The following is a 17,880-nucleotide window of genomic DNA, read 5'->3' as shown; positions in this document are numbered from 1 at the left end:
TTTAAAGCTAATAATGCTGATTTTTGTAAAGGTATTGCAAACTCTAAAATTGTATTTGTATTTAAATCATTTGAATATGCATTTTTAAAAATCTTAACAAAACTTTTGATATTTGAACCAGCTCTTACTAATTCATTTGTAATCTTTAAATATGAAACCATCTCTCTTAAATCTTTAGCTTCTGGTGAATATAAAGCTAAAGTTGTAACAATCAAATTATCAATTTCATTTGATTTATTTGATAGTTTTTTAGTTGATAAATCAATATCTTTAAATAAAGATACATTATCTTCTTTTAATGCTTTAAGTGATGTCTCTAATGCATCAACAACCGTATTACCAATTTCTAAAATATCTTCTCTAATGATATTTCTTTTATCCTCATAAATCTTTAACATTATCCGAACCTTCCTGTTATATAATCTTCTGTTTTCTTATTATTTGGATTAACAAAAATTGTTTCTGTTTCATCATACTCAATAAGTTTCCCTAAGTGGAAAAATGCTGTGTAATCAGCAACTCTTGCAGCTTGTTGCATATTATGAGTTACTGTAATAATCGTATAATCTTTTTTAAGCTCTAACATTAAAGCTTCAATTTTTTCAGTTGAAATTGGATCAAGTGCTGATGTTGGTTCATCCATTAAAATAACTTCAGGCTTAACAGCAATAGTTCTAGCAATACATAATCTTTGTTGTTGTCCCCCTGATAATGAAGTTCCAGGTTCTCCTAACTTATCTTTAACTTCATCCCAAAGTCCAGATTTTCTAAGTGATGTTTCTACAAGTTCATCACACTCTTTTCCTTTTGCAACAATTCCATGTTTTAAAGGTGCATAAGCTACATTGTCATAAATAGATTTTGGAAAAGGGTTTGGTTGTTGAAATACCATACCAATCTTTTTTCTAACACTTACTTCATCAACATCTTTATCATAAATGTTCTTTTTATCAATAACAACTGAACCATCAATTTTAACAGCTGAAATTAAATCATTCATTCTATTTAAACATCTTAAAAATGTAGACTTACCACAACCAGAAGGTCCAATTAAAGCAGTGATTTTATTTTGATATAGTTCAACATTAATTCCATGTAAGGCATGATTATCTCCATACCATAGATTTAATTCTTCAACTTTAACTTTAACTTTATTATCTTTTTTCATACTATATTCCTTCTACCACTTAACTTCGAATTTTTTTCTTAAATAAATTGCTATTGCATTTAATGATATTAATACTGTAAGTAATACCATAATACCTGCAGCTGTTTTTTCTATATACATTCTTTCTGGCATTCCTGCCCATGTAAATAATTGTGCTGGCATAACTGTTGCTGCATCTGTTACCATTGTTGGTGCATCTGGGATAAATGCAATCATTCCAATAATAATTAAAGGAGCAGTTTCACCCATAGCTTGTGCTAAACCAATAATTGAACCTGTTAAAACACCAGGAAATGCTAATGGTAAAACATGATCTTTTGTAACTTGAATTTTTGTTAAACCTAAACCATATCCTGCTTGTCTAATACTATCTGGAACTGCTCTTAAGGCTGCTCTTGAACTTACAATAATAATAGGTAAAGTCATAAGTGCTAATGTTAAACCACCTACTAGTGGTGATGATCTTGGCATTCCAAAAAGGTTAATAAAAATTGCAAGACCTAATAGACCAAATAAAATTGATGGAATTGCTGCAAGGTTATTAATATTTACTTCAATAAGTCTAGTGAATTTATTATCTTCTGCAAACTCTTCTAAATAAATCGCTGTCATAACTCCAAGAGGAAAAGCAACTAACATTGTAATAATCAATGTTAAAATTGAACCAACCATTGCAGAAAATAATCCAGCAAACTCAGGAATTTTTGAATCTCCATTTGTAAAGAAAATAGAGTTAAATCTAAAATCAACTCTTCCATGAGCTTTCATATCATCAACTAAGGCTCTATCTTTTGACTTTAATTTATAATGATGTTCTTTAAAGTACTGATCAACTTGATCATCAGCTAAAACCCATAGTGTTTGAGTTGTATTCATTAATAATGGATTTTCTTTAACTTGTTTAGGAAGTTCTCTTAACCAAGCTCTTGAAACAATATTTCTATATTTTCTTTCAACTGCATATCTTGAATCATTAATAGATTTTTCATTATAAGAAACATCTACTTCTAAATATGTAACATGAAAAGCAGGTGTTCCTTTTCCAATAATATCAAAAAGGAAAAATGCTAAAAACGCAATTGAAAAGATTAATGAAGTTAAAGTAAACTTTTTAAATCTCTTTGCACTTGTATGTCTTTTTTTTAACGTAGGGTCATAAAATGGATTAGTTTCCATTAATTTTTTTTCTTTTTTATTAATCATAATGTATTCACTTTATATTTTTCTTTGAATTTTCTAATTAAAGATAACGAGATAATATTTAGTACTAAAGTAACAACAAATAATACCAATCCTAATGCAAATGCTGATAATGTTTCAGGTGAATTAAATTCAAAATCACCAACTAATGAATTAACAATAGTTACAGTAACAGTTGTCATATCTTCAAGTGGGTTCCATGAAAGATTTGGTCTTAAACCAGCTGCCATAACAACAATCATAGTTTCACCAAGTGCTTTTGATAATCCTAAAAGTGATGCTGAAATAATTCCTGGAAGTGCAGATGGAATAACAATATCTTTAATTGTTTCTCCATGAGTTAATCCAAGTCCTAAAGCCGCTTTTCTTTGAGAATCAGGAACAGCTCTAATAACATCATCAGATAATGATGAAATTACTGGAATAATCATAATTCCCATTACAACACCTGATGCTAGTGCTGAGTTAAATGTTGCATCTAAACCAACGCTATCAGCTAGTTTTACAATTAATGGTGCAACTGTAATAGCAGCAAAGAAACCATATACAACAGTTGGAATACCAGCTAATACTTCTAATAAAGGTTTTAGGTAATCTCTTGTTTTATCACTAGCATACTCACTCATATAAATTGCACTTCCTAAACCAATAGGAATTGCAACACAAAGTGCAATAATTGTAATTACAAAAGTACCTGCAAAAATTGGAACAGCTCCAAATTTACTACCTTCAACACCAGGTGACCATTCAGTTCCAGTAATAAAATACCAAAAACTTCTCATTTGGAAAAATTCAATAGCTTCAAATAAAATTGAAAATAAAATTCCAAAAGTTGTTAATATTGAAATAACAGAAGCAGTAATTAATGCAAATTTAATTAGCTTTTCAGTTATTTCTCTATTTTTATTTCTTGTTTCAAAAGTGCTCAATAATTTGCCTTTTTGTTAATTTATTCAGAAGTATAATTAAAGAGAGTTACAAGATGGTTACAAAGAGTAGATGCTAAATACTAGCACCCAAAGGTAGGAAAGATTTTTTAGAGAATTTTTTTATAATATTTAGAGTATGATCAAAATTATTAGTTTTGGATTTATCTGTAATTTCAATAATTCCACAACAAGTTGAGAGTAGATTAAATCTTCTTTCAATATTAAATCTATCTTTTGCAAGAATATATCCATTGTCTTTATCTTTTTGTGTATATAAATCTCTAATTGAGGTTTTAAACTCTTCAAGAACATTACATGTCAAAGCAAATGTATCTTCATAACTTTTATTTTTAATACCAACAAAAAAGTCATCTCCTCCAATATGAGCAATTAATGAATCTTTCGGATATTTTTTTTGTAGTAGTTCTGCAAAAATTAATATTGCTCTATCACCTTGTCTAAAACCATAATGGTCATTAAAAGGTTTGAAATCATTAAAATCAAAATAAAGCATATGTGTAGTTTCTTTATTAAAATTTTTCAGACTTTGATGAATAAAACTTTCAATCTTTTTATTTCCTGGTAATTTAGTAAGTGGATTTTGATTTGTTGCTATTTCAATATTTCTATTATAAGAAATTGTTAATAAGGTATTTAAATTTAAATATCCTTTATATTTATTTGCTTTTGTAATAAATATTCCTAAACTATTTTGTGCATTTAAATTAAACATCTCTAAGGTTTTATCAACACCCCATGTTTCTTCAACAGAAAATACAGGTTTAATATATTTTTTAAGTGTAGAAGCTAGTGTTTCATTTTTTGCAAGTGATAATCCATATTTTGAATAAGAAATCTTTTTAATATCAATTTCATAAATAACACCAAGTAAGTTATGAAAATCATCAACAATTGGAACAAAACTACAATTTACAGCTTCTTTAAAATGAATAAAAAGATCATAAAGTGAAGTATTTACATTTAGAGGAGTTACTTTTTCAATATACTTTTCATCAATTAAAACAGTATTTTCAAATCGTTTATCATCTTCTATGATTTTTACAATTTCATTATATACTTTTGTTATATTTTTTGTAATTTTTGTTGGTTTTTGAACTAAAAATCCTTGAATAAAATCTACACCGATATCTTTACAAGTATAATACTCATTTATTGTTTCAATACCTTCTGCAATTACTTTAATACCCATTGTATGAGCCATATCAATTATTGAAGTACAAAATAGTTTTTTCTTTGAATCTGTATCAATATCTCTAATAAAAAATTTATCTAATTTAATAATATCAGCTTGACTAAAATATAAAAGTTTTAATCCAGATACCCCAATTCCAAAATCATCAATTGCAATTGAGTATCCATTTTTTTTATATCTATATATCATTGTACTTAAAGCACTTTGTTCAGAAAGAGCACCTCTTTCACTTAATTCAAATGTTATTATGTCTTTATTTAAATTATATTGTTTTAGTAAACTTGCTGTATTACCTGTTGTTAATGCTTTATTGTAAATAATTCTATTATCAAGATTGTAAAATAATCTTAAATTTTCAACATTAATTGTAGAAAATTTTTTTATTGCTTTTTCTCTTAGCATTAAATCAAATTCATATAAAAAATCATCACTAAATGCTAAATCAAATAATTCATGTATAGTATTAATATTATGAATTTGTTCATAATTACGTATTAACGCTTCAACAGCAAAAATTTTACCAGTATGTGAGTGAATAATTGGTTGAAAAGCATAATCTAATTTTTCAACTATTGAAGTCCATTTTTGAGTCATATTTTCACCTAATATTAATAACCTTATTAATAGACTTTTATCTCTTTGTTCGCGTTAAACAGATAAAAATCTATTAATAAAGTTATTTAAGAAGTAGAAAATTCTACTTCTTAATAAGTTTTAGTGTTTTAAATCAGTTAATGAAAGTTTTGTTCTTTTAGATACGTTTGATCTAATAGCAGTTCTTGTAGCATCAGGTAATGCAATAAGACCAATTTCAGCTAAGATTCCATCTTTACCAATCATTTTTTCAGACATAAATAAATTTACATATTCATTAATTGCAGGTACATCTTTTCTATGTGAATTTTTTACATAGAAGAATAAAGATCTTGATACTGGATATTTTCCAGATGAAATATTTTCAGGTGTTGGATGAACATTATTAATTGTTGCACCTTGTACTTTATCATCATTTTCAACTAAGAAAGAGAAACCAAATACACCAAATGCATCTTTGTTTTTATCTAATTTTTGAACGATTAAGTTATCATTTTCACCAGATTCAACATAAACACCATCAGTTCTAATTACTGAATATTTTTTATATTTTTTATTTGCTTTTTTATCAGCTTTGTAAAGATCTGTATATAAAGGCATCTTTTTAAATATTTTTTGCATTACTAACTCTTCAAATGCATCTCTTGTACCAGATGATTTTGGTGGTCCATAAACAATAATTTCTCTATTTGGTAATGAAGCATCAATATCTGACCATTTTTTATATGGATTTGCAATTAATGATTTACCATCTTTTGAAGGTACTTCTTTTGCAACTGCTAATGCTAAATGTTCTTTTGAAATGTTAAATGCAGGATTTGATTTAGCTTGAGCAAATGCTATACCATCATAACCAATTACAGATTCTGTAATATCAACAACTCCATTTTCTTCACACATTTTAAACTCTTTAGCTTTCATTCTTCTAGAAGCATTAGTAATATCTGGAGTATTTAAGTCATTGCTTGAACAAAATAGTTTCATTCCACCACCTGAACCAGTTGATTCAACTACAGGAGTAGGGAATTTTGTTGTAGCACCAAATTCTTCAGCAACTGAAGATGAAAAAGGATATACAGTTGATGAACCAACGATCTTAATTTGATCTCTAGCACTTAAACTTACAGTTAATGCAGCACTTGCTAATAAAGCAAGAGAAGTTTTTTTAATTGTCATGTTTTCTCCAAAATGTTTTGATTTATTTATTCCGAAATTCTAATATCAATTGGTTACATTTTGGTTACCCAAGATTATATTTATTAAGTATTTAAAGAAATTAAAGTAAAGACACCTATAAATAAGGCTTTAAGAAAAGTAGTTTAGAGTTATTGTATTTATAAAATATAATAATTAAGTAAAGTTATAAAAATGTTTTCGATTAAATTAAATTATATTAATATTTTTAATCATTATTTAGTTTTTTTAAATTTATCTTCAAATTCAGTATATGATCTTACAAAAAGTTCTTCACAATCATCTGGTTTATAGATAACTGCTTTAACCCAAGTATCATTTTCTTGAATTTTACAAAAATTTAAAATTATGTAGTTTTGTTTGTTTTTATAGTGAGTATATGTTTGATTTATTTTTAGCATAAGATTTGTAGTAAAAAAGAAAACTAACGGATTTTATAATCCATTAGCCTCAATTAGTTTAGATTGATGATCAGCAATAAGAGGATCAATTACTTCATCAAATAAACCATCATTCATGATATAATCCAATCGGTAAAGTGTTAAGTTAATTCTATGATCACTTATTCTGTTTTGTGGATAATTATAAGTTCTAATTCTTCCACTTCTATCTCCAGTACCAACTTGTTCTTTTCTAGTTGCACCTTCTGATTGCATCTTCTCATTCATTTGAATGTCATAAAGCCTAGCTTTTAAAACTTTCATAGCTTTATCTTTGTTTTTATGTTGAGATTTTTGATCTTGATTTGTTACTACAAGTCCTGTTGGTATATGTGTAATTCTTACAGCAGAATCCGTAGTATTTACAGATTGCCCACCATTACCACTGGCTCTCATAACATCAATTTTAAGATCATTAGGATCTATTTCAATTTCAACATCGTCTACTTCTGGCATTACAGCAACTGTAATAGCAGATGTATGAACTCTTCCTTGTGATTCAGTAGCAGGAACTCTTTGTACTCTATGTGTACCACCTTCAAATTTTAACTTTGAATATACGTGATCACCTTTAATTAGAACTACAACTTCTTTGTATCCACCTGACTCACTTTCGTTAGTGTTCATAATTTCAACTTTCCAGCCATTGTTTTCTGCATATTTTAAGTAACCTCTAAATAAGTCACCTACGAATATAGCAGCTTCATCACCACCAGCACCTGCTCTAAGCTCTAAATAGATATTTTTGTCATCATTAGGGTCTTTAGGAATCATTAGAAATTTAATTTCTTCTTCTAATGCAGGTTTTTTTGGCTCTAATTCTCTTAACTCTTCTTTTGCAAGTTCTCCAAGTTCATTGTCATCAAGAAGCATTTTATTCTCTTCGATGTCATTTAAAACTTGAATATACTCTTTAGCTTTGCTAACAATTGGAGCAATATTAGACTGTTCTTTTGCAAGTTCAGTCATTTTTTTTATATCACTAGTTATTTCAGGAGAGATTAATAATTCGTTAATCTCTTCATGCCTATTTATAAAAGGCTGTAATTTGTCTTGTAGCATATTGTTAATTTATAATTCGGTTAGGAATTATAAAGCGTTAACTTTTACTTGTAATCTACTTACTTTTCTAGCAGCAGTTCCCTTTTTAAGGATACCTTTAGATACACAGTGGTGGATATATTTGTTTGCAACTTTGAATGTAGCTAATGCTTTTTCTTTATCAGCTTCTTCTAATGCTGCTAATACGTTTTTAGTTACGTTTTTAAGTCTTGTTTTGAAGAATCTGTTTCTTTCAGTTCTTACTATTGTCTGTCTAGCTCTTTTTTCTGCAGATTTATGATTTGCCATTTTATTTAACCTCTTTGTAAAATTTTTAAGGGTAGAATGTTACCCAAAGCAACTTAAAACAAGTTTAATTTTAGGAAGATTTAATGAAACTATTTGGAACAGATGGCGTTAGAGGTAAGGCTGGAGAATTTTTAGATTCTATTACAGTAATCAAATTAGCGATGGCTGCGGGTATATATTTTAGGAAGCATTCTACAACAAAAAGAATACTTGTAGGTAAAGATACAAGACGAAGTGGGTATATGATTGAGAATGCACTTGTAAGTGGTCTTACTGCTGTTGGTTATGATGTAATTCAAATTGGTCCTATGCCAACTCCTGCAATTGCATATTTAACAGAGAGTATGCGATGTGATGCTGGTATTATGATATCTGCTTCTCACAATCCTTATGAAGACAATGGAATTAAGTTTTTTGATAACCATGGTAATAAATTAGGTGTAAATTGTGAGAAAAAAATCGAAGAGATTTTTAATAATGAAGATGCTCTTATTAATGGTCAAGTAACTGATAAAAGTATTGGAGCATCTAAAAGAATTGATGATGTTATTGGAAGATATATTGTTTCAATAAAAAGCTCTTTTCCAAAAGATTTAACACTACATGGTTTAAGAATTGTACTTGATTGTGCAAATGGTGCAGCATACAAAGTTGGACCTACAATTTTAAATGAATTAGGTGCAGATGTTATTGTTGTAAATGATAAACCTGATGGATTTAATATCAATGAAAACTGCGGTGCAATGCATCCTGAGAATATTGGAAAGCTTGTAAAAGAGTACAGAGCAGATATTGGTTTAGCACTTGATGGTGATGCAGATAGATTAGTTGTAGTTGATGAAAAAGGTAATGTAGTTGATGGTGATAAATTAATAGGCGCTCTTTGTAAGTACTTAAATGATGAAAAATTATTAGAGGGTAATGCTTGTGTTGCAACTGTTATGTCTAATAAAGCACTTGAAGATTATTTAGAAAAAGATGACATTAAATTACATAGATCAAACGTAGGTGATAAATACGTACTTGAAGTTATGAAAGATGAAGATATTAACTTCGGTGGTGAGCAAAGTGGTCACATTATTTTCTCAGATGCTGCAAAAACTGGTGATGGTTTAGCATCTGCATTACAAGTTTTAGCATTAGTTATAAAATCAGGAAAAAAAGCTAGTGAAGTTTTAAATCCTTTTGAATTATATCCTCAAATTTTACATAATATGAAAATTAATGAGAAAATTCCTTTAGATAAAATTGAAGGTTTAGATGAATTACTTAAGCCTTTAAGAGAAAAAGGTATGAGAGATTTAATTAGATATTCAGGAACTGAAAATAAGATTAGATTACTTTTAGAAGGTAGAAATAAAAAAGATGTTGAAGAAGGAATGCAAACTCTAATTTCATTCTTTAAAAAAGTGCTATGAGAAGAGAATTAGTATTTTTCTATATACTTTTTACTGTTCTTTTTACACTTGATCAACTTATAAAATATGGTTTTGCACATTTTGATTGGGATGTGTATGGACCATATATGTCTTTACAATTAGCATATAATTATGGTGTAGCATTTTCAATGTTATCCTTTTTAGAAGAGTATTTAAAGTATATTCAATTATCTGTAGTATTTGGTGCTTGTATATATTTATATAAAAATAAAGATGTTTTTTATGAATATTACTTTCCCATATCACTACTTTTTGCGGGTGGTTTATCAAATATATTAGATAGATTTACTTATGGTGGGGTTGTTGATTATTTATATTGGCATTATGGTTTTGATTTTGCAATTTTTAATTTTGCAGATGTAATTATTGATATTGCTGTTGTAATAATCATTTATAAACAAATAAAATCATCAAAAAAAGAAGAAAGTAAACAAAGTTAAATTTCCAAATTTGGGAGCTTAAAAATAATTTGGTTATAATCTCTGAAAATAGAAAATAATATAGGAAGATTAAATATGGGTCAAACGATAACAGAAAAAATATTTAGTGAGCATGTTGGTAGAAAAGTATATGCTGGTGAAATAATTAGAAGTAATATTGATATGGTAATTGGAAATGATATTACTACTCCAATTTCTATTAAAGCATTTGAAGATGGTGGTTTTGAAAAATTAGTTAATCCAGAAGGTTTTGCTATTGTTCTTGATCACTTTATTCCTGCAAAAGATATTGCATCTGCAAATCAAGCTAAAATCTCTAGAGATTTTGCAATGAAACATGATTTAAAATATTTCTTTGATGAAAAAGACATGGGAATTGAACATGCTTTATTACCAGAAAAAGGTTTAGTATTACCTGGTGATGTAATTATTGGTGCAGATTCTCATACATGTACTCATGGTGCTTTAGGAGCATTCTCAACGGGTATGGGATCAACTGATATTTCATTTGGTATGATTACTGGTGGTAACTGGTTTAAAGTTCCTGAAGCTATTAAAGTTGTTTTTAATGGTAAACCAAAAGAGTATACAACTGGAAAAGATTTAATTCTTGAAATTATTAGAATCTTAGGTGTTGATGGTGCTTTATATAAAACATTAGAATTCACAGGTTCTGCAATTCCTCACTTATCAATGGATGATAGATTTGCTTTATGTAATATGGCTATTGAAGCAGGTGCTAAAAATGGTATTGTTGCATATGATGATATTACAAAAGAATTTTTAGATACAAGAGATTCTTTAAGAGCTGAACCAAAAATTCATTATTCTGATGATGATGCAGTTTATACACAAGTTATTGAAATTGATGTTGAAAGTTTATCTCCTGTTATTGCATATCCTTTCTTACCATCAAATGGACATTCAGTTGAAAAAGCTGTTGAAGATAATATCAGAGTTGATCAAGTATTTATTGGTTCTTGTACAAATGGAAGATTATCAGACTTTAAAGTTGCAGCTGAAATTTTAGCTGGTAAAAAAGTTGCAAGACATGTTAGACTTATTTTAACTCCAGGAACACAAAAAATTCTTAGAGATGCTACAAAAGCTGGTTATATTGACTCATTAGTTGATGCTGGTGCTGTTGTTTCAAACCCAACATGTGGAGCATGTTTAGGTGGTTATATGGGTATTTTAGGTGATGATGAAGTTTGTATTTCTACAACAAATAGAAACTTTGTTGGAAGAATGGGTTCAAGAAGCTCAAAAATTTACTTAGCTAACTCAGCAGTTGCAGCAGCATCTGCAATTTCTGGTTATATTACAGACCCAAGAGGTTTATAATAATGACACCATCATTTGAAATACCTTGTGTTATTTTATGTGGTGGAAAAAGTAGAAGAATGGGAGAAGATAAATCTCTTCTTCCTTTTGATTCTTCTACTTCTTTAACTCAATATCAATATGATAGATTAAAACCTTATTTTAAAAATATTTATCTCTCTTCTAAAAATGATAAATTTGATTTTTTAGATAAATCATCTAATTGCCTTATTTTAGATAAAGGTGAAGTTTATTCTCCAATTATTGCATTGCAAACTATATTACAAACATTAAAAGATGAAAAAGTTTTTATTATTACAGTTGATACACCATTAGTTTCAATAGAATCAATTTCAAGTTTAATAAATGAATCAAATAATTTTGATATTTGTGTTGCACAAACTTTACGAACACATAATTTATGTGGAGTATTCTCAAAAAATAATTTATCAACAATAAATAAAATGTTAGAAGAAGATATTCATAAAGTTGGATATTTACTAAAAAATAATAATACTAAATACCTTAATTTTGATAATGATGATGAATTTATTAATTTAAATAATAAAGATGAATATAATAAAGCAATAGATATTATCAATAATACTAAATAAACCTTTGCATTTTTAAATAATTATTGTATATTATTTCAAAGGATTTTAAATGGCAAACAATCAAAAAAAAATAACTAAACTTTCTAGAAGAGATGCAATTAAATTAGCAGGTTTAAGTTCTTTTTCTTGTTTACTAACATCATCAAAAGTAGAAGCTTCAAATATTGTTGAACCTAGTAATGCTAAAGGAAAAATTCTAATTATAGGTGGTGGCCTTGCAGGAATTTCTACTGCTGCAAGACTTGTAAGAAGTTTAGAAAATCCAAATATTACAATTATAGAACCAAATCCTAAATCAGTATCTTATCAAGCAGGAAACTCTTTTATAGCAGCAGGAATATTTGAAAAATCAGATATTTTATATAAAACAAGAGATTTTATTCCTGAATCTGTAACAGTTATAAAAGATAAAGCTATGCAGTTTATGCCAGATGAAAATAAAGTAGTATTATCATCAAATGAAATTTTAACTTATGATTTTTTAATTATAGCAGCAGGTCTTAAGCTTGATTTTTCACATATAAAAGGTTTGGAAGAAATTGAAGAAACTTATACTTTAGGAGATTCATCTAAAATACTAAAAACATTTTCTGATTCTGGAATAACAACTATTTATAATACTGATGCAGCATATTCTACTTGGATACAAATGCAAAAGCTAATAGAAAAAGCTAAAACAAATAAAAACTTAAAAGCTATATTTACACAACCAAATACAAATATAAAATGTGCAGGAGCAGCTAAAGAGATAGTATCATTAACTCATTCACGATTAGTAGAATCAAATATTAGGAATAATGTTGATTTAGAATTTTGTACAAGTTTAGATTCTATGATTGAAGTAGAAGTTTACAATAAGGCAATATCAGAACAATTTACAAAAAGAGATATTACTTATAATTATAAACACAATCTTATTTCTGTTGATATAAAAAATAAAATTGCAAGTTTTGAAGTTTTTGATGATAAAAGTAATTCAATAAAAATTGTAGATAAAAATTTTGATTTTTTACATATCACTCCTTCAATGAAAGCACCTGATGAGATTATGAATTCAAAACTTGGTTTAAATAAGACTTGGTTCCCTGTAAACAGAGAAACTCTGCAACATAGAGAATATAAAAATGTTTTTGCCTTAGGTGATATTATTGATGCTCCTATGGGTAAGACAGGTGGAAGTATAAGAAAACAGTATAAAGTATTAATTGATAATTTAATTTTGGCTATGGAAGATAAAGAATTAAGTGCTAAGTATGATGGTTATACTGTATATCCAATTATTACAGATATTGGAAAAACAATGTTAGCTGAATTTAACTGGACTAAAGAAGCAACTCCATCTTTTCCTTTAGATGCTACAAAAGATAGATATATTTGGTGGCTTGCACAAATGTATTTATTAAAGCCATTAACACAATATGGAATGTTATTTGGTAAGGCATAAAAAAAGGGATGAAGTAAACTTCATCCCTTTTTTAATTTATGCAAATTTTTATTTATTTAATGCATCTTTAGCAGAATTAACTAATGTTACAAATGATGTGTAATCATTCATAGCCATATCAGCTAAGATTTTTCTATCTAAAGTAATTCCAGCTATTTTTAATCCGTTCATGAATCTTGAATAGTTGATATCATTTAATCTACAAGCTGCATTGATTCTTACAATCCAAAGTTTTCTAATATCTCTTTTTTTCTGTCTTCTATCTCTGTAAGCATATACTAATGAGTGCTCTAATTGCTCTTTAGCTTTTCTAAAATGTTTTCTTCTACCTTGAAAAAATCCTTTAGCTGCTTTTAATACTTTCTTATGTCTTCTTCTTCTAACTACACCAGTTTTAACTCTAGGCATGTATTTCCTTTCTTTACCATTACTTTATAATAAGGGTGTCAATAATTAAATTGAACTTTTCCACTTTTACGTGGAGGGACTAAATCTCTTTTAAAATAATCAGATGATTATGCTAGGCATAACATCCATTTAACTCTTGATGCATCCACTGCTGCAACAGTTTGTGGACCTCTAAGATTTCTTTTTCTTTTTTGACTTTTTTTAGTCAAGATGTGGCTTCTGAAAGCAGATCCTCTTTTAATAGAACCATTTTTTTTCACTTTAAATCTTTTTAAAGCGCCACTATTAGTTTTCATCTTTGGCATTGAAAAATCCTTTTTAAAATTTGCATTTTCATATATATGAAAAAGTTTGCTATTATATTTAAAAATTGATTAAATTTTGTTTAAGTGTGAATTTATATTGGGAGGAAAAGAAGAGAGTAGAGTCTCTTCTTTTATGATTAATGTTTTTCGTCTTTTTTAGGTAAAGCCATCATATTAACGTATCTACCTTCTAATTTTGGTTCTTTGTCCATAACTGCTAAGTCTTCAATCATTGGCCAAACACCTTTTAAAACAGCAACACCAGCTTGTGGATTAGCCATTTCTCTACCTCTTAAAAATACTCTAAATTTAACATGATGACCAGCTTCTAAAAACTCTCTTGCATGTTTAACTTTATATCTAATATCATTTTCAGCAATTTTAACAGAAAGTTTAATCTCTTTAACTACAATTACTTTTTGATTTTTTCTTGCTTCTTTTTTCTTTTTTTCTTGTTGATATTTAAATTTACCGTAATCCATGATTTTTGCAACAGGTGGTTTACCATCTGGAGCAATTAATACTAAATCTAAACCTAAATCATCAGCAGTTGATAATGCATCTGCTGTTGAAATAATTCCATAATTAGTTCCATCATCACCTGTACATCTAACTTCTCTTGCTGTAATCATTTCATTCATGATTACATTGTTTTTCTTATTATCTCTACTCAAATTCTACTTCCTTGTTTTAATTCGTTTAGCATAGACATAAATTCGTCTTTGCTCATATTTGATTGTTCTCTAGTTCTTCTATTTCTTAAAGCAATAGTTTGGTTCGCAACTTCCTCATCACCAAGAACAACGATCATAGGTACTCTTCTTTTTTCTGCCATTCTAACTCGTTTATTCAAGCTTTCATTCATTGAGTAAACTTCACCATCAATATTATTATACACTAATTCTTTATTTAATTGTTTTGCATATTCAACATGTGTATCTGCAATTGGAATAAAAATTACTTGAGTTGGTGCAATAACAAATGGGAATTCTCCAGCACAATGCTCAGTTAAAATACCAATAAATCTTTCAAATGAACCTAAAATAGCTCTATGAATCATTACTGGTTGTTCTTTTTCACCTTCTGCATTAATAAACTCAGCATTAAATCTTGAAGGTAAGTTCATATCAACTTGTACAGTACCACATTGCCATTTTCTTCCAATAGCATCAGTTATTTTAATATCAATTTTCGGTCCGTAGAATGCTCCACCACCTTCATCAATACCATAAGAAATATTATTTTCATCTAAGGCATCCATGATACCTTTTGTTGTTGTTTCCCAGAAAGCATCGTCACCAATAGCTTTTTCAGGTTTTGTAGAAACTTCAATTTCATATTTAAAATCAAACATTTTCATTAAAGCATCAACAAATTCTAATACTTCAAATATTACTTCTTTAATTTGATTTTGAGTACAGAAAATATGTGCATCATCTTGTGCAAATTCTCTAACTCTAAATAAACCATGCATAGCTCCAGACATTTCATGTCTATGAACAACACCATATTCAAATAATTTTTTTGGTAAATCTTTGTATGAAACAAGAGAATTTTTGAAAATTTGAATATGACCAACACAGTTCATAGGTTTAATACCATACTCTTGTTCATCAATAGTAGTAAAGTACATATTTTCTTTATAGTTTGCATAGTGACCAGAAATTTTCCACATATCAGCTTTTAAGATTTCAGGACCACGAACAGGTTGATAACCTCTTACTCTATGAGCTGTATATAAAAGATGCTCTAGTTTAGATCTTAATCTTGCACCATTTGGTAACCATAATGGTAATCCAGCTCCAACATCATCGTTAAATGCAAATAATTCTAATTCTGTACCAAGTTTTCTATGATCTCTTTTTTTTGCTTCTTCTAACATTCTAACGTAATCGTTAAGCTCTTTTTTGTCAAAATATGCGATACCATAAATTCTAGTAATCATTTCATTTTTTTCATCACCACCAAGGTAAGCACCAGCTACTCTTGTTAGTTTAAATGCTCTAATCATACCAGTTGTAGGCAAGTGAGGACCTCTACATAAGTCTTCAAAGTCACCTTGTTTATACATAGTTAAAGTATCATCTGTAATATTTTTAAGTACAGCTTGTTTTAATTCATCATCTGCAAATTTAGTAAGAATATCTTCTCTAGTTGTCTCATATCTTTGTATTTTAAGTTTTCTATTAGCGATTTCTTTCATCTTTTTTTCAATAGCAGGTAAATCTTCATCAGAGATTTTGGTGTCTGTTTTGAAATCGTAATAAAAACCTTCTGTTACAACAGGTCCTACAAAAAATTTTGCATCTGGGTAAAGCTCTTTAATGGCTTGAGCCATCATATGAGCACATGAATGTCTTAGAATTTCTAAAGATTCAGCAGAGTTGTCAGCTTTTATAACATCTCCTTGGATATTTAAAGCTTCAGCAGTTTGAAGATCATATATTTGACCTTCATTTAATATACCAATAGGTTCCAATAATTTCCTTTATTAAATAAATGTTTTTATTAAATTTAGCTTATTTTATCGCAAAGAGACTTAAACTTAATTATCAATGATAATATTTAATAAAATTTTGTTACAATACTATATGATTTTAAACCTATCAAAGATAAAAACAGAAAGCTTATTATTGTTTTGTAAAGATTTAATTCTTTCGTACAAAGACAAGGAAAACAGTAATATATACAATATTGACAAAGATGTTATTGATACTTTTAATAAAGTAAATGATGATATGTTAAAACAAATATCAAATGTTACTTTTCCAAGCAAATATTATTTAGATAATAGAAAACATTATAGAATTAAAGCTATTTTGGATGGATATAATTTTATTAATAATGAAATTTCAAATGCTTTAAAAAAAGAAGAAGAGTTTAATCCATCAATGTTATATTTCTCACTTCTAGCTGTTTGGTTTAAAGAATTAAATAAAGAATCTAAATCAAAAGAGTATATTTATTTTACAATTTTCACATATGGTAAAGTATATGATGAATTTTTAGTAAATATAAAGGATGAGAATTTTAAAAAAATTAATATCTCAATGATATTATTAGCTGAAAAAATTATTTATAAATTTGACAAATACTCTTTTAAATAAGAGAAACTCGTAAAATAAACCTCCTAAAGTGAATTAATTTGAAATATTATTTATTAAAAGAAATAGTTACTTATTTAAGTGAAAATGTACAAAGTATCAAGTCAATAAAAAGAATTGAGAATAATATAATTATTATAGAGTTTAATAATAGAAATGTAATCTATTTTGATATGGCAAAAGGAAATAGTACTGTTTTTAAATGTGAAAATTTATTAAAAGCAAAAAAAGAGTTTAATGCTCCATTTGATGTTGCTTTACAAAAAAGATTTAATAACTCTAAAATAGAAAATATAGAACTATATAATGATGATAAAATCATAAATATAAGAGTAAATTCTTCATCTTCATATAAAAAGCTTACAACTATTTTACAACTTGAATTTACAGGTAAACATACAAATATTATAATATTAGATGAAAATAGGATTATTCTTGAAGCTCTAAGACATATTGATGAATTTTCATCAAGTAGAGTTGTAAAAGTAGGAATTAAATTAGATGAAATTCCAAAACAAAGTTTTATACCAAAAATTGAAGAAGTTGAAAATATTGATAAATATCTTTATGAAGTTTATGAGCAAAAAGAGCTTAAAAATTTACAAATATTAAAAAAACAAAAAATCACACAAATTGATAAAAAAGCAAGAAAATTAGAAAAAACAATTAATTCTTTGCCAAAAAAAGAAGAATTAGAAGAAGAATCTATTGTTTT

General features: G+C 27.6%; 19 protein-coding genes and 1 pseudogene. 7 read left to right on the top strand and 13 right to left on the bottom strand.

Annotated features, from left to right (window positions below):
• The 9 genes from ACERKK_RS04805 to rpsT all read right to left on the bottom strand — a co-directional run.
• On the bottom strand, positions 1-398 hold a 398-nt coding region (locus ACERKK_RS04805; protein ID WP_373771942.1), incomplete at its 3' end, for a phosphate uptake regulator PhoU.
• Positions 398-1,168: a phosphate ABC transporter ATP-binding protein PstB gene (gene pstB, locus ACERKK_RS04800; RefSeq protein ID WP_373771941.1), complete on the bottom strand. Its 771-nt coding sequence runs from the start codon at positions 1,166-1,168 to the stop codon at positions 398-400. The genes ACERKK_RS04805 and pstB, both read right to left, overlap by 1 nt.
• A 12-nt stretch (positions 1,169-1,180) precedes the next feature.
• A complete protein-coding gene (pstA, locus tag ACERKK_RS04795; protein WP_373771940.1) occupies positions 1,181-2,371 on the bottom strand; it encodes a phosphate ABC transporter permease PstA in 1,191 nt (396 codons plus the stop codon).
• Complete coding sequence (pstC, locus tag ACERKK_RS04790) at positions 2,368-3,297, bottom strand: phosphate ABC transporter permease subunit PstC (protein ID WP_373771939.1); 930 nt, start codon at positions 3,295-3,297, stop codon at positions 2,368-2,370. Before pstC ends, pstA begins: the two co-directional genes overlap by 4 nt.
• A 73-nt stretch (positions 3,298-3,370) precedes the next feature.
• Complete coding sequence (locus ACERKK_RS04785) at positions 3,371-5,104, bottom strand: GGDEF domain-containing protein (protein ID WP_373771938.1); 1,734 nt, start codon at positions 5,102-5,104, stop codon at positions 3,371-3,373.
• A 120-nt stretch (positions 5,105-5,224) separates the two neighbouring features.
• Positions 5,225-6,274 carry a PstS family phosphate ABC transporter substrate-binding protein gene (locus ACERKK_RS04780; protein ID WP_373771943.1) on the bottom strand — a complete coding sequence of 350 codons (1,050 nt, stop codon included), beginning with the start codon at positions 6,272-6,274 and terminating at the stop codon, positions 5,225-5,227.
• A gap of 239 nt (positions 6,275-6,513) precedes the next feature.
• Complete coding sequence (locus ACERKK_RS04775) at positions 6,514-6,699, bottom strand: DUF1653 domain-containing protein (RefSeq protein WP_373771937.1); 186 nt, start codon at positions 6,697-6,699, stop codon at positions 6,514-6,516.
• Between the two features lie 33 nt (positions 6,700-6,732).
• The gene (prfA, locus tag ACERKK_RS04770) at positions 6,733-7,800 is read right to left on the bottom strand and encodes a peptide chain release factor 1 (protein ID WP_373771936.1); all 1,068 of its coding nucleotides are present in this window, start codon (positions 7,798-7,800) and stop codon (positions 6,733-6,735) included.
• Positions 7,801-7,827: 27 nt separating this feature from the next.
• Positions 7,828-8,088: a 30S ribosomal protein S20 gene (rpsT, locus tag ACERKK_RS04765; RefSeq protein WP_373771935.1), complete on the bottom strand. Its 261-nt coding sequence runs from the start codon at positions 8,086-8,088 to the stop codon at positions 7,828-7,830.
• Positions 8,089-8,171: 83 nt separating this feature from the next.
• Between rpsT and glmM the strand changes: the two genes are divergently transcribed.
• The 5 genes from glmM (at position 8,172) to ACERKK_RS04740 (ending at position 13,348) form a co-directional block, all read left to right on the top strand.
• Entirely contained in the window at positions 8,172-9,506 is a 1,335-nt protein-coding gene (gene glmM, locus ACERKK_RS04760; RefSeq protein WP_373771934.1) for a phosphoglucosamine mutase, read from the top strand.
• Positions 9,503-9,967, top strand: a complete 465-nt coding sequence (gene lspA, locus ACERKK_RS04755) for a signal peptidase II (protein WP_373771933.1) — start codon at positions 9,503-9,505, stop codon at positions 9,965-9,967. Before glmM ends, lspA begins: the two co-directional genes overlap by 4 nt.
• Positions 9,968-10,042: 75 nt before the next feature.
• On the top strand, positions 10,043-11,311 hold the full coding sequence (locus ACERKK_RS04750; RefSeq protein ID WP_373771932.1) for a 3-isopropylmalate dehydratase large subunit: 1,269 nt from the start codon (positions 10,043-10,045) through the stop codon (positions 11,309-11,311).
• A 2-nt stretch (positions 11,312-11,313) separates the two neighbouring features.
• A complete protein-coding gene (gene mobA, locus ACERKK_RS04745) occupies positions 11,314-11,904 on the top strand; it encodes a molybdenum cofactor guanylyltransferase MobA (protein WP_373771931.1) in 591 nt (196 codons plus the stop codon).
• Between the two features lie 49 nt (positions 11,905-11,953).
• On the top strand, positions 11,954-13,348 hold the full coding sequence (locus ACERKK_RS04740) for an NAD(P)/FAD-dependent oxidoreductase (protein ID WP_373771930.1): 1,395 nt from the start codon (positions 11,954-11,956) through the stop codon (positions 13,346-13,348).
• Positions 13,349-13,396: 48 nt separating this feature from the next.
• Here the strand turns inward: ACERKK_RS04740 and rplT are convergent, their stop codons facing one another.
• The 4 genes from rplT to thrS all read right to left on the bottom strand — a co-directional run bounded on the left by rplT (position 13,397) and on the right by thrS (position 16,540).
• A complete protein-coding gene (rplT, locus tag ACERKK_RS04735) occupies positions 13,397-13,756 on the bottom strand; it encodes a 50S ribosomal protein L20 (protein WP_373771929.1) in 360 nt (119 codons plus the stop codon).
• A 107-nt stretch (positions 13,757-13,863) separates the two neighbouring features.
• Positions 13,864-14,061 carry a 50S ribosomal protein L35 gene (rpmI, locus tag ACERKK_RS04730; protein ID WP_373771928.1) on the bottom strand — a complete coding sequence of 66 codons (198 nt, stop codon included), beginning with the start codon at positions 14,059-14,061 and terminating at the stop codon, positions 13,864-13,866.
• Positions 14,062-14,198: 137 nt separating this feature from the next.
• A complete protein-coding gene (infC, locus tag ACERKK_RS04725; RefSeq protein WP_373771927.1) occupies positions 14,199-14,735 on the bottom strand; it encodes a translation initiation factor IF-3 in 537 nt (178 codons plus the stop codon).
• Positions 14,732-16,540, bottom strand: a complete 1,809-nt coding sequence (gene thrS / locus ACERKK_RS04720) for a threonine--tRNA ligase (protein WP_373771926.1) — start codon at positions 16,538-16,540, stop codon at positions 14,732-14,734. Before thrS ends, infC begins: the two co-directional genes overlap by 4 nt.
• Before the next feature lie 154 nt (positions 16,541-16,694).
• Here thrS and ACERKK_RS04715 point away from each other — a divergent pair, with 154 nt between their 5' ends.
• Together ACERKK_RS04715 and ACERKK_RS04710 are read left to right on the top strand one after the other, a co-directional pair.
• Positions 16,695-17,168, top strand: coding sequence for a hypothetical protein (locus ACERKK_RS04715; protein ID WP_373771925.1), 474 nt, complete (start codon positions 16,695-16,697; stop codon positions 17,166-17,168).
• A gap of 38 nt (positions 17,169-17,206) precedes the next feature.
• A pseudogene (locus tag ACERKK_RS04710) lies at positions 17,207-17,880 on the top strand (hypothetical protein); the annotation flags it as partial.

Origin of the sequence: Poseidonibacter sp., from assembly GCF_041821165.1 — a bacterium.
GTDB lineage: Bacteria > Campylobacterota > Campylobacteria > Campylobacterales > Arcobacteraceae > Poseidonibacter.
Note: the sequence above shows the minus strand (reverse complement) of the source record. Positions and strands in the feature narration are given on the sequence as shown.

What these genes read in the sequence shown, in the direction of transcription:
- pstB (WP_373771941.1), bottom strand. Translation starts at nt 1,168, where the DNA reads ATGAAAAAAGATAATAAAGTTAAAGTTAAAGTTGAAGAATTAAATCTA.
- pstA (WP_373771940.1), bottom strand. Translation starts at nt 2,371, where the DNA reads ATGATTAATAAAAAAGAAAAAAAATTAATGGAAACTAATCCATTTTAT.
- ACERKK_RS04785 (WP_373771938.1), bottom strand. Translation starts at nt 5,104, where the DNA reads ATGACTCAAAAATGGACTTCAATAGTTGAAAAATTAGATTATGCTTTT.
- ACERKK_RS04775 (WP_373771937.1), bottom strand. Translation starts at nt 6,699, where the DNA reads ATGCTAAAAATAAATCAAACATATACTCACTATAAAAACAAACAAAAC.
- prfA (WP_373771936.1), bottom strand. Translation starts at nt 7,800, where the DNA reads ATGCTACAAGACAAATTACAGCCTTTTATAAATAGGCATGAAGAGATT.
- rpsT (WP_373771935.1), bottom strand. Translation starts at nt 8,088, where the DNA reads ATGGCAAATCATAAATCTGCAGAAAAAAGAGCTAGACAGACAATAGTA.
- glmM (WP_373771934.1), top strand. Translation starts at nt 8,172, where the DNA reads ATGAAACTATTTGGAACAGATGGCGTTAGAGGTAAGGCTGGAGAATTT.
- lspA (WP_373771933.1), top strand. Translation starts at nt 9,503, where the DNA reads ATGAGAAGAGAATTAGTATTTTTCTATATACTTTTTACTGTTCTTTTT.
- ACERKK_RS04750 (WP_373771932.1), top strand. Translation starts at nt 10,043, where the DNA reads ATGGGTCAAACGATAACAGAAAAAATATTTAGTGAGCATGTTGGTAGA.
- mobA (WP_373771931.1), top strand. Translation starts at nt 11,314, where the DNA reads ATGACACCATCATTTGAAATACCTTGTGTTATTTTATGTGGTGGAAAA.
- ACERKK_RS04740 (WP_373771930.1), top strand. Translation starts at nt 11,954, where the DNA reads ATGGCAAACAATCAAAAAAAAATAACTAAACTTTCTAGAAGAGATGCA.
- rplT (WP_373771929.1), bottom strand. Translation starts at nt 13,756, where the DNA reads ATGCCTAGAGTTAAAACTGGTGTAGTTAGAAGAAGAAGACATAAGAAA.
- rpmI (WP_373771928.1), bottom strand. Translation starts at nt 14,061, where the DNA reads ATGCCAAAGATGAAAACTAATAGTGGCGCTTTAAAAAGATTTAAAGTG.